The 11056-nt window shown below is 44.2% G+C and carries 12 protein-coding genes; 6 read left to right on the top strand and 6 right to left on the bottom strand.

Annotation, left to right across the window (positions count from 1 at the left end; all coding sequences use genetic code 11):
• Positions 1-12: 12 nt before the first annotated feature.
• The 6 genes from P2W76_RS12520 (at position 13) to P2W76_RS12495 (ending at position 3086) form a co-directional block, all read left to right on the top strand.
• Entirely contained in the window at positions 13-345 is a 333-nt protein-coding gene (locus tag P2W76_RS12520) for a 2Fe-2S iron-sulfur cluster-binding protein (protein ID WP_276348167.1), read from the top strand.
• Between the two features lie 19 nt (positions 346-364).
• Positions 365-607 (top strand): Fe-S cluster assembly protein IscX, encoded by a 243-nt coding sequence (iscX, locus tag P2W76_RS12515; protein ID WP_276348166.1) that lies wholly within the window; start codon positions 365-367, stop codon positions 605-607.
• 80 nt (positions 608-687) lie between these two features.
• A complete protein-coding gene (locus P2W76_RS12510) occupies positions 688-1218 on the top strand; it encodes an HAD hydrolase family protein (RefSeq protein ID WP_276348165.1) in 531 nt (176 codons plus the stop codon).
• 61 nt (positions 1219-1279) lie between these two features.
• On the top strand, positions 1280-1645 hold the full coding sequence (locus tag P2W76_RS12505; RefSeq protein WP_276348164.1) for a hypothetical protein: 366 nt from the start codon (positions 1280-1282) through the stop codon (positions 1643-1645).
• Between the two features lie 70 nt (positions 1646-1715).
• Positions 1716-2288 (top strand): Maf family nucleotide pyrophosphatase, encoded by a 573-nt coding sequence (locus P2W76_RS12500; protein WP_276348163.1) that lies wholly within the window; start codon positions 1716-1718, stop codon positions 2286-2288.
• A 78-nt stretch (positions 2289-2366) separates the two neighbouring features.
• The gene (locus P2W76_RS12495) at positions 2367-3086 is read left to right on the top strand and encodes a hypothetical protein (protein ID WP_276348162.1); all 720 of its coding nucleotides are present in this window, start codon (positions 2367-2369) and stop codon (positions 3084-3086) included.
• Here the strand turns inward: P2W76_RS12495 and P2W76_RS12490 are convergent.
• The 6 genes from P2W76_RS12490 to dnaJ all read right to left on the bottom strand — a co-directional run bounded on the left by P2W76_RS12490 (position 3044) and on the right by dnaJ (position 11025).
• Complete coding sequence (locus P2W76_RS12490; protein ID WP_276348161.1) at positions 3044-3958, bottom strand: exopolyphosphatase; 915 nt, start codon at positions 3956-3958, stop codon at positions 3044-3046. The genes P2W76_RS12495 and P2W76_RS12490 overlap by 43 nt on opposite strands.
• A 5-nt stretch (positions 3959-3963) precedes the next feature.
• Complete coding sequence (locus tag P2W76_RS12485) at positions 3964-5262, bottom strand: ABC transporter permease (protein WP_276348160.1); 1299 nt, start codon at positions 5260-5262, stop codon at positions 3964-3966.
• 3 nt (positions 5263-5265) lie between these two features.
• Positions 5266-6162, bottom strand: coding sequence for an ABC transporter ATP-binding protein (locus P2W76_RS12480; protein WP_276348159.1), 897 nt, complete (start codon positions 6160-6162; stop codon positions 5266-5268).
• A 118-nt stretch (positions 6163-6280) separates the two neighbouring features.
• Positions 6281-7390, bottom strand: coding sequence for an AI-2E family transporter (locus tag P2W76_RS12475; RefSeq protein WP_276348158.1), 1110 nt, complete (start codon positions 7388-7390; stop codon positions 6281-6283).
• Positions 7391-7556: 166 nt separating this feature from the next.
• A complete protein-coding gene (locus P2W76_RS12470; protein ID WP_276348157.1) occupies positions 7557-9644 on the bottom strand; it encodes a TonB-dependent receptor in 2088 nt (695 codons plus the stop codon).
• 214 nt (positions 9645-9858) lie between these two features.
• Positions 9859-11025 (bottom strand): molecular chaperone DnaJ, encoded by a 1167-nt coding sequence (gene dnaJ, locus P2W76_RS12465; RefSeq protein ID WP_276348156.1) that lies wholly within the window; start codon positions 11023-11025, stop codon positions 9859-9861.
• Positions 11026-11056 lie beyond the last annotated feature (31 nt).

Raw genomic sequence — 11056 nt, 5'->3', positions numbered from 1 at the left:
ATTTTTGCTTTAATGAACATTTTTAAGATAAAAATCAATTTTGAAGACGCCTCCGGGGCTTCTGTGGAACTGCCTATTGCAGAGGGAGAATCGGTTCTGGATGTGTGCCTGGATAACGGGATAGAACTACAGCACAATTGCGGGGGAGTTTGCGGATGCAGCACCTGCCAGGTGTATGTGAACAAGGGTATGGACAATATCCAGGAAATTTCAGACAAAGAAGAGGATTTTATAGACAGAGCTGTTAATCCGAGGATTAATTCACGTTTGGGCTGCCAGTGTGTAGTCATCGACGGGGATATAGAAGTAACATTACCGGACCAGAACCAATTTTTAGGTCATTAATACTATCGCTGAATAATTTATGGCAAACGAAAAATTTGAACTTCCTATTCACTGGAACGACTACGAAGACATTGCAATGGGACTCTATGAGAAGTTTGGGGACGATTTCAGCGAATCAAAGATCTACAGGATCCGTTTCACGGAACTGCTCGACTGGGTGCTAAGTCTTCCCAACTTTGCCGGTACCCGCGAGGAGAGCAACGAAGGGCATTTGGAGCAGATACAGTCGGCCTGGGTCTATGAATGGAGGGATAACCAATAGCTATGAGCTGTCAGCTGTCAGCTTTTTTCTGATCGGTTAGTCCTGGCCGCTTTCAACTGTCCATTTTCAACCTTATCACCGTGTTCCTCGACAAAATCAAACATATAAAAGCTTTCATCCTTGATGTAGACGGTGTTCTTACTGACGGAACTGTACTTGTTACCGAGACGGGAGAGCAGTTACGACGGTTCAATATAAAGGATGGTTACGCATTGCAACTAGCGGTAAAACGGGGTTATTATGTTGTAGCTGTTTCCGGGGGCCGTTCTAAAGGTATCGAGCTACGTTTAAAAGGCTTAGGAATAAAAGAGGTTTACCTCGGCCTGGATTCAAAAATAGAGACCTGCAGGATTTTTTTGCAAAGTAAAGGTCTTGAACCGGGGCACGCCCTGTATATGGGAGATGATATTCCTGACCTGCCCGCGCTGCAGCTGGCAGGTCTGAAGGTCTGTCCTGCTGATGCTGCTGAAGAAATTAAATCTGTATGCGACTATATATCGCCAAAAAAGGGCGGAGAAGGCTGCGTCAGGGATATTATAGAAAAGGTCTTGAAAGTCCGCGGCGACTGGTACGATGAGAGCCCGTCGGCACACGACGGAACATCCGGATAATTTTGCGGTAAGGGTTAAACCATTTTGAAATAATACTATCAAACTGGAAAACCCAATCAAAATGAAGAGATTAATTATCGCATTAGGGCTTGTCTTGTGTGCAGCTACTTTTGCCAATGCACAGGGCGGCGGTGGCCGTCAAATGGGAACTCCGGCTGAAAGAGCAGAACGTTCCATCGCCCGTATGGAGTCGCTAAAACTTACCGCTGATCAAAAAGCAAAGCTGACCGAAGTATTTCTTGCGCAGGGAAAATCGATTGACAGTTTAAGGGCGGCAAACAGTGGGGGTGGTTTTGAAGGAATGCGTGAGAAAATTGCTCCTATCCAGGCCGCTACATCTAAGAGAGTAATGACGATCCTGAACGATGAACAAAAGAAGTCGTACGAAGCAATGGAAGCAGAACGGAGAGCAAGGATGAATAACTAATTTTTATTTCTCTTAAATTATTAAAGCGGCTCATGGCCGCTTTTCTTATTTTTGGAGAAACCAGATCCATATGCATAATCGTTTCCCGCCTATAATTCTTGCTTCCAAATCGCCACGCAGACAGGAACTCTTAAAGCTGTTGGGAATTGATTTCAGGATAGTGCTAAAGGAAGTTGACGAATCATACCCTGAAGGATTAAGCCCGGCGGAAATCGCTACCTATATATCTGAGAAAAAGGCGAAGGCATTTGACGAGCTCGTCAATGATGAAGTTGTTATTACGGCAGATACGATCGTCGTGATCGACGGAAGGATTCTTGGAAAGCCTGAAAATGATGATGATGCGTTTAAAATTCTTTCGACCCTGTCGGGAAGAATGCATGAAGTTATTACTGCTGTCAGCCTGGTGAAAAATGGACAGATCCGGAGTTTCTGTGAAGTATCAGAGGTATATTTCCGGGAAATAAGTGCTGAGCAGATCCAATATTATATTAAGAATGGTAATCCTTCAGATAAAGCCGGAGCATACGGTATCCAGGAGTGGATCGGCCTGATTGCTATTGAAAGAATAAACGGATCGTATACCAATGTTGTCGGTCTTCCTACACACCGACTGTACCAGGAATTGTGCACTTTTATTTAATGTTCTTTTAATAAATTGTTTACAACTACCGGTAACGGGCTATTTTACATTTAGTACGAATGTTGTGGTATCCGTGGTATGGTACTCATTCACAAAAGCGAGACCGGCTGGATTCCCAGATTGGGATTATATCTTTTTCCAGTCTTAACGCTGATCTTCATTGCATTTTATCTTATAGATAAAGGTCTGTACCGCCAGATAATCCGGGAAGACGGTGTCGTGGAATGGATGACCTTTGCGTTTTTGATCGCCGCCGGCATGCTATCCCTGTTTGTAGCCTCCCGGATCAAATTAAGGTATAATTATTTTCACTGGTTCTTTATTCTGTTCGTCGGTTTCAATTTTCTCGCCGGGCTTGAAGAAATAAGTTGGGGGCAGCGGGTTTTTAATATTGAAACGACAGGCGTATTTAGAGAGTATAGTGATCAGAATGAAATTAATCTTCACAATACCTTCCAGGGAATATTTCAAATAAAGACCAAACATATAGCTTTACTGGTGCTATTTGTCTATGGTAGCCTGCTTCCCGGCCTGATGCGTAACAGGCAGTCTATATCCGACACTTTGCCTTTAAGGCATTTTATATTTCCACCGATGTTCCTGAGGGGTGGGTTTACAATCGCAGCTATTTTGATGCTTGACTTTCAAACCGGGCACGAAGAGGAGATAGGAGAACTTTTCTTCAGTATCTGCTTCTTCATTATGATGTTATGGAACCTTACATTAGTTAAACGTGGTTGCTTCCGGCCAAATACTTATTTCAGCATTCCGAAAAGAATGCCTTCTTTCACCGAATAAGTAGATAGCTTAAGAACTTTGATCCCTGAAATTTCTAAAATATAGCTGATCAGTATTGCCGCTACGACGATCATATCCACCCGGACAGGTATGATCTGAGGCATATTGGTTCTTTCCGCATGGGAGCTGTTAATAATCATATCTATAATACTACCGAATTGACGATAATCGAAATCAAAGCCTGGTTTGGAAAAGCTTGCCTTGAAACCCGGTTCCTGAAAAACTGCGAAAGTTTCAAAGGCACCTGCTGCCCCCACGATAACTGTTGGTCTATGGATTTCGAGCTGCTGTTTAAGCTCATATAAGGTACTGTCAAGATAAGCAGTAAGGCGGCTAATGTCATGAATGGTTATGGGATCTGAGTGATGAAATTGATCCATTAGCCTGGCAGCTCCGATCGGGTAGCTTTGCTTGAAATGAATTTTATCGCTACTACAGATTATAAACTCAACGCTGCCCCCGCCAATGTCAATGATCAGGTTATTCTGCTCCAGACGAAAGGCGTTCCTTACCCCTTCATAAATAAGTAAAGCTTCCTGTTCGCCGTCAATTGTTTTAACTTCAATTCCCGTCCCGGACTTAACTCTTGCAAGGAAGTCAGCGCCATTAGATGCGCTTCTGATCGCTGATGTAGCAACGCCTGTTATCCGGGTAACCTGATGGTAATCTATTTGTTTTCTGAATTCACTCAGGGCACCGAGCCCCCTGCGGCATGCCTCATGCGAAATCGTACCGTCTGTGATCCCTCCTTCGCCCAATTTAACTGCTATAGTACCGGTATAGAGGATCTGTGGCGTACCGGCGGCAATATCAGCGATCAGCAGGTGAAAAGTATTCGTCCCGAGGTCCAATACGGCTACACGTGTATCCATTTATCTCATCCCTTATACATAAACCATTTCCCCAGCTCTTTAAAGCTCACCTTCTTGCCATACATTAAAATTCCAACTCGGTAGATCCGGGCAGCAACCCAAGTCGTTAAAATGAAACCACCGATAAGTAACGCGATCGATAAGCTCAATTGCCAGAACGGTACCCCAAAAGGCAGCCTGACCATCATAGCGATAGGAGAAGTAAAGGGAATAATACTCAGCCAGAATGATAAAGAACTGTCGGGGTTATTAACAATGAAGCTAAAGGACATGATATAGGTAAACAACAGAGGGAGCGTAATGGGAAGCATAAACTGCTGCGTTTCTGTATCGCTATCTACTGCAGAACCGACCGCAGCAAATAAAGCGCTGTATAACATATAACCGCCGATAAAAAATATAAGGAATAAGGGGAGGATGTAGCCCCATTCTACCGTTCCAAGCGCATTCAGTAAGTCTACCCCTTTATTGGATTCTGCTACGGCTGCCGCCTGCCCGGGCATGTTAGACTTTACCGCTTCAATCTTGTCTTTAAAGATCATGTTCGTAGCAACAGCTGCCAGTGAGGCAGAAAGAATAATCCAAAGTAAAAATTGGGTAAGACCAACAAGCCCTATTCCGACAATTTTGCCCAGCATCAGCTGAAACGGTTTAACTGACGAAATTACAACTTCAACGATCCGGCTTGTTTTCTCTTCTATAATGCCACGCATTACCTGAACACCGTAGATGAAAAGAGACATGTATATCAGAATAGCAGCGGCAAAAGCTACTCCCATGGCTGCTCCGGAGCTGCTGTCTTTTTCACCCTCAGCAGTTAACTCTTTTGAAACTACTGAAAAGCTCGGTTTAATATTGTCGAGTGTCTCTGCGTCTATCCCTGCGTCTTCGAGCATTTTATTTCGCATCTGCTCGTTAATCTGATCTTCAATAGTGCTTATAACCGAGATCCCGGCTTTTTTTTGAGAGAAGAGTTGTAGTTTCCCGCCGGCAGCTATATCTTTCGGAATATGGAGCACGAATGCGTCTTCATTATTTACCACTTTTTTCCTTGCCTGGTCAAGAGTTTTCACTGAGTTTTGGAATTTAACCGATTTCTTGTCTTTAAAACCTCGTGTAAATATGCCGCTATCATCAACAACTTCTACAGTCGGCACATTGTCGCCGCCCTTTATAGCCAATCCTATCATGAGTGCGTACATACCTATAATTAACATAGGCACGAGGAATGTCATCAACAGGAACGACTTCTTCTTAACCCTGGTAAAGTATTCCCGTTTTATAACAAGTAATGTTTTGTTCATGGTCTAGTTCTTTACGTTCTGAATAAAAATATCGTTCATGCTGGGAATTACTTCCATGAATTCGTTTACCTCCACCTGCGGGATTAAGAACTTCAGCACATCATTAGCTGCATATTTTTCGCCAACTTTAATTGTTAAATGCGTGTCGTTGTTATCAGAGGTACTGCTGAGGATGGTGAACATTGAATTCTCTGAGGAAGTCAGCTGGCCGGTGAAGCCTACCCTGTATGTATTGCTGCGATACCTGTTTTTTACCTCTTTCACTTTTCCCTCCAGAATCTTCTTTGATCTGTGAATAAGGGCGATGCTGTCGCAGAGTTGCTCTACAGATTCCATCCGGTGGGTCGAAAATATGATCGTCGCTCCCTTGCTATTGAGTTCCAGGATCTCGTTTGTGATCACCTGTGCATTTAGGGGATCAAAGCCGGAGAACGGTTCATCGAGGATGATTAATTCAGGATCATGCACAACAGTAGCAATAAACTGGACTTTCTGCTGCATTCCCTTGCTCAGGTCTTCAACTTTTTTTTTCCACCAGCTTACAATTTCCATTTTTTCGAACCAGTATTTGATCCGCTCGGTAGCATCGTGTCGGCTAAGCCCCTTTAATTGTGCCAGATAAAGCATTTGCTCTCCGATCTCCATCTTTTTATATAAGCCGCGTTCTTCCGGCAGGTATCCTATTTTTGAGATGTGAGAGGGATTTAATTTTTCCCCGTTCAGATAAATCTCTCCGCTATCAGGCGCAGTGATCTGGTTTATAATTCGTATAAGGGAGGTTTTACCGGCACCGTTTGGCCCGAGGAGCCCAAAAACACTTCCTTTTTCGACTTCGATAGACACATCGTCCAGCGCCCGGTGGTTTGCGTATTGTTTAACAATATTTCTTATACTTAGCATCTTGGGTTTTTATTTAACGATTTCAGCGGAGCTCAGCAGGTTTTTTTCGTACGCTTACTTTCGCCGATGATTAGTCGCGTAAATTATCAAAATATTACATAACGCGAGGTTTTAGGCCCTATTTTTTCTTCGCCGCCGGGCCAAACCAGCTTTTAACCGCCATGAAGATCCGTGGGTCGCGATTCTTTTCCCTGCCGATTAATAAACCATAAGGTTTTAGAGGCTTAATGTGATCACACAATATCTTTACGATACCAAGCATAGGGATGGCAAGGATCATTCCCGGTATGCTCCACACGAGCTCAAAGAAAACGAGGGCCAGGATGGTAAATAGCGGACTGATGTTTACCTCTGAGCCGACTACCAGCGGTTCAAGTATATAGGTCTGCATAAATTGTATTATCGCGTAGGTGCCCAGAACAGCAAGTATCATTGAGTTGTCGCCTCCCTGTGAGATAACCATTAGTATTGTTAGAGCCGTTCCGGTTATATTTCCGATAAATGGAATTATCTCCAGGATTCCGCAGAGTACAGCAAAAAACAGCGCGTTTTCGACTCCCGCGATACTGAATCCGATCCCGTAAAGGATCCACAGCATAACGATCATCATGCTCATGCCAGAAATGTACCTCTGAGCCATTTTACCAGCATCATTAATGATTTGATCCGCTTCTTTGGCTTCCGATGAGGGGACTATTGTAAGTACGAATTTTTTCAAATGAGCTCTTGAACAGATAAACAGAAATAAATAGACAAGCACCAAAATACAATCTACAAGGATACTCATCGCAGAGCTTAAAATTGTCCCGGCTGTGCCCATGGATGGCCCCGACCCCGCTACGGACTGTTTATCCATCCATTCTTTCTGTTTTTCAGCAGAAATACCAACATTTCTTGCGATAAATTGTCGCAGATCATTTCCAATTTGACTAAGCCGTTCGCCGATTTGAGAAAGATCGTTTGAAATATCGGAGGCTTGCCATGATAAAAGGGTAATTACTCCGGCTATGCCGGCTAACAATGTCAGTACACACAGCAGGCTTGCCAGAGTGCGCCCTATTCCCCTGAGTTCAAACCATCGTGAAAGGGGCACGAAAAGCATCGCCAGGAGCGATGCAATAGCAATTGGAATCAGGAATTCGCGTCCGAAATACATCCCGCTGATCACCAGGAAAGCAAAGAAAAGGATGGAAATGCTTTTGGAGAGGGAAGGGGTAGCAGTAAACATGCGGTTTTCAGGTCTGATGTTAATGTAATACGTTCGTGTATTTGCTTCAGAAAATAATCTACTAACAATCAATATACCATAAGTTTCAATTTATGGCAACAAAAAATGAGCAAACACGCTGTTTGCTCATTCATTTTAATCCGGGTTGAAAAAAGCCGTTAGCTCTTTAAAGCGTCAGTTTCATCCCTCCGAAGAAATTTCTTAGCGGCGCTGCGTTAAAATAGCGGTTTCCAAATGCGTTAAGGTCATTTCCAAGGCTGTATTTTTTGTCGAGGAGGTTATCTACTCCTACAAAAACGTCCAGAGATGGTTTTTTCGATGCAGTTTTTCTCCATCCTGCCTTAAAGTGAACCAGGTGGTAATCGCCGGCATATAAACTATTGGCATCATTTAATGGAATCTTAGATGTGTAATTATGTTGGCCGAACAGGTAAAAATGTTTGTCGATACGAAGATCAACACCAGTCACTACCACGCCTCTCGGTACACCGGTCAGCCGATTACCTGAGTAATTAGCCGTACCATTTAAATAATTTCTAAAATAATACTTGCTGAGGGTATAGCTGTTTTGCAACTGGAGCCCACTGATAAGTCCCTTTGTTCCAGGGCGAATCAGCCAGTACGAAGCCTGCGTTTCGAAGCCTGATTGTTTGGTGCCCCCCGCGTTCAGGTAAAATTCGGTATCGTCAGCATTTACACGACGAACGATAGCGCTTTCGAGCCGGTAATTGAACAAAGATGCGTCCAGCCAGAACCGGTCTGTCCGGTCTCTTAAGCGTATACCGCCCTCATAATTCCACCCTGTTTCGGATTCAAGGGTTGTATTGATCTTATTGTCTGACGCCCTGACTTCTGCAATTGTCGGCGTCGAGTAACCACGGCTTACGGATGTTCTCAATGCAAATCCATCTGTTATCTGGTAAGCTAAAGCAAAGCGGGGCATTAATTGAGGGTCAAATTTCCTGACAGCATTTGAAGTCGGGGTCTGTATATTTTTATCAAATTCGTACTTGTAATAATTGAAGCTGGCTGCAACTTCGGCAGTAAGGCGTTCGCCTATATTAGCCGAAAAACGAGTAAAATAAAAGAATTGACGGGAATTTATATCGTCCTGTGCCTGAAGGTCACCCCTGGTACCCCGGTTATTATCATAGTTTGCAATGTCAGCACTCGTCCCCTGTAATTCAAGACCGGCATTCCATTTCCAGCTAATGTTACTGTTTGAATTGCCCGACAGTTCGAAATAGGTTCGAAGGCCAAGCGTGCCTTCATCACGTACCTCATAATTTGTTATGAATGGATTCAGGAAATTGGTATGAGAGCCGTAAAGGGCCAGGACATGGCGAAAGTTTCTGAACAAATTGGTCTCATGAGCCACACCACCAAAGAATGTCTTATTGTCGATCCTGGCCTTTTGAGCGACAGGTCCGGCAACGGCAGGAGTAGAAGGACGCGCCAGTTTAGGATTTGCTGCATACTGGGCAGGAGTTAGGCCACCTGGTGTTTGATAGTCGAGATCTGAATATAGGGCGAGGAAACGTACCTGGCTGATCTTGGAGTAATTCCACCTGTAACCAACCTGGCCGTAGTGACGTTGCATGGAGCTATGCTCACGATAACCCTGGGAGGTTTGGTAGGAATGGTTGATGTTGAGGTAATTGTTGTTCCATTTTTTTTGAACGGCAATTTTCTCCTGAAATAATCCATACGAGCCGCTGGTAATATTTGCAGATGCCCAGCTGCTGTCGGAGCGCTTGTCAAAAGGATTTAGCAGCACCACCCCTCCGGAATTAGCGCCGAAGAGACTTCCATCCGGTCCTCTCAGGACTTCAATGTTATTGATACTACCCACATCAAGGGAGTTCAGGTAAGTGTTACCACCGGCATCCGTCAGCGGGAAATCATCAATATATACTTTAACATTCCTGACGCCAAATGGTGAACGGAGCAAACTTCCGCGGATAGAGAGACGATAGCTGCCAGGTGACCGTTCTTCCATGCGAATACCGGGTAGGCTGTTAAGGGCCGGAAGCATTGATATGCCTGGTTGGTCGTTAAGAGCTTTACTGCCAATGTAGCTTACAGATGCTGGTATTTTCAGGATCGGCTGATCAGAGAGGTACGCGCGTATCACAACTTCATTCATTTTTTGAACGGAGTCTATTTTGCTCTGAGCAAAAGCAGAATTAAAATAAAATAATAGCGTCAGTGCGCAGGTTAACAGGGAACGGCTATATTCCGGAAAAGTATTCATCTGAATCTGAGTTTTTTATATTTTCTAAGGCATTGCTAAATTATTAAAAGTTCTTGCCATTTACCCGATCAATAAGCGATGAAAAGTGGCTTTTGTGTAAAATTATTGAGTGAGACACTGTTTAAAAATAAGCGCCAAAAAAAGCCCATCCGAGGAGAATGGGCTTTTTGTTTTGTCGGCAGGAGGCTCGAATCTCAATTCTCGCGCTGCTTTCTTATTCAAAATATTCTTTCATCTTATCAAAGAAACTTTTTTCATTTTTTCCGGGCTGAGGCTTGAAGTTTGGAGAATCCTTCAGTCTGTCGAGCATCTCACGTTCGTCCTTGGACAATGCTTTTGGCGTCCATATATTAACATAAATAAGCTGATCCCCGCGATGATATGAATTGACCTCGGGGATACCTTTCGATTTCAGACGAAGAATTTTTCCGCCCTGTGTACCCGGTTCTATTTTAATTTTAGCCTTACCATCGATCGTAGGAATTTCTACACTTGAGCCTATAGCGGCATCAATGAAGCTAATATGAAGATCATAAATTATATTATTTCCTTCTCTTTTTAGGAATTCATGTGGTAATTCTTCGATCAGGATGATCAGGTCACCAGGAACACCGCCCCGCGGCGCGGCATTTCCTTTGCCGCTCATGGACAGCTGCATACCTTCGCTTACACCAGCCGGAATGTTTATGGTGATGGTTTCTTCACCTCTTGTCAGCCCTTCACCATGGCAAACTGTACATTTGGCAGTTATCTCAGATCCTTCGCCGTTACATGTAGGACATGTGCTGGTGGTTTGCATCTGGCCGAGGATGGTATTTGTAACGCGCCGCACGGAGCCGCTGCCGTTGCAGGTATGACAGGTGTGAAACGATGATTTGTCTTTGGCACCGCTGCCGTCGCAGGTATCGCAAACAACCTGTTTATTAACTTTTACTTTTTTCTCTACTCCCTTGGCGATCTCTTCAAGGTTGAGTTTTACCTTGATCCTTAAATTACTGCCCCTCGATACCCTGCGTCCGCCCCGTGATTGCTGCTGGCCGCCAAAAAAGCTGTCAAAAGGGCTACCGCCGCCGCCGCCAAAGATGTCTCCAAACTGGCTGAAGATATCTTCCATGTTCATATTGCCGCCGCCATAGCCGCCGCCGTTAGCGCTAGCAGCCCCGCCGGCATGGCCGAACTGGTCATAGCGTTTCTTTTTCTCAGCATTGCTTAAGACCTCGTAGGCCTCGGCAGCTTCCTTAAAGTTATCCTCAGATTTCTTATCACCCGGATTTTTATCCGGGTGATACTTGATAGCCATTTTGCGATATGCCTTCTTAATATCATCCGCGCTTGAACTGCGGGTGACACCCAGGACATCGTAGTAATCTCTCTTCCCCATTTTATTTTACAGAAATGCTCTTAAGCAAAAA

The sequence above is a fragment of the Daejeonella sp. JGW-45 genome, assembly GCF_029360805.1.
Classification (GTDB): domain Bacteria; phylum Bacteroidota; class Bacteroidia; order Sphingobacteriales; family Sphingobacteriaceae; genus Daejeonella.
Note: the sequence above shows the minus strand (reverse complement) of the source record. Positions and strands in the feature narration are given on the sequence as shown.

Bases quoted from the DNA above. Each gene is read 5' to 3' on its own strand.
- P2W76_RS12490 (WP_276348161.1), bottom strand. From the start codon at position 3,958: ATGGATACACGTGTAGCCGTATTGGACCTCGGGACGAATACTTTTCAC.
- P2W76_RS12475 (WP_276348158.1), bottom strand. From the start codon at position 7,390: ATGTTTACTGCTACCCCTTCCCTCTCCAAAAGCATTTCCATCCTTTTC.
- P2W76_RS12485 (WP_276348160.1), bottom strand. From the start codon at position 5,262: ATGAACAAAACATTACTTGTTATAAAACGGGAATACTTTACCAGGGTT.
- dnaJ (WP_276348156.1), bottom strand. From the start codon at position 11,025: ATGGGGAAGAGAGATTACTACGATGTCCTGGGTGTCACCCGCAGTTCA.
- P2W76_RS12520 (WP_276348167.1), top strand. From the start codon at position 13: ATGAACATTTTTAAGATAAAAATCAATTTTGAAGACGCCTCCGGGGCT.
- P2W76_RS12470 (WP_276348157.1), bottom strand. From the start codon at position 9,644: ATGAATACTTTTCCGGAATATAGCCGTTCCCTGTTAACCTGCGCACTG.
- P2W76_RS12500 (WP_276348163.1), top strand. From the start codon at position 1,716: ATGCATAATCGTTTCCCGCCTATAATTCTTGCTTCCAAATCGCCACGC.
- iscX (WP_276348166.1), top strand. From the start codon at position 365: ATGGCAAACGAAAAATTTGAACTTCCTATTCACTGGAACGACTACGAA.
- P2W76_RS12480 (WP_276348159.1), bottom strand. From the start codon at position 6,162: ATGCTAAGTATAAGAAATATTGTTAAACAATACGCAAACCACCGGGCG.
- P2W76_RS12495 (WP_276348162.1), top strand. From the start codon at position 2,367: ATGGTACTCATTCACAAAAGCGAGACCGGCTGGATTCCCAGATTGGGA.
- P2W76_RS12505 (WP_276348164.1), top strand. From the start codon at position 1,280: ATGAAGAGATTAATTATCGCATTAGGGCTTGTCTTGTGTGCAGCTACT.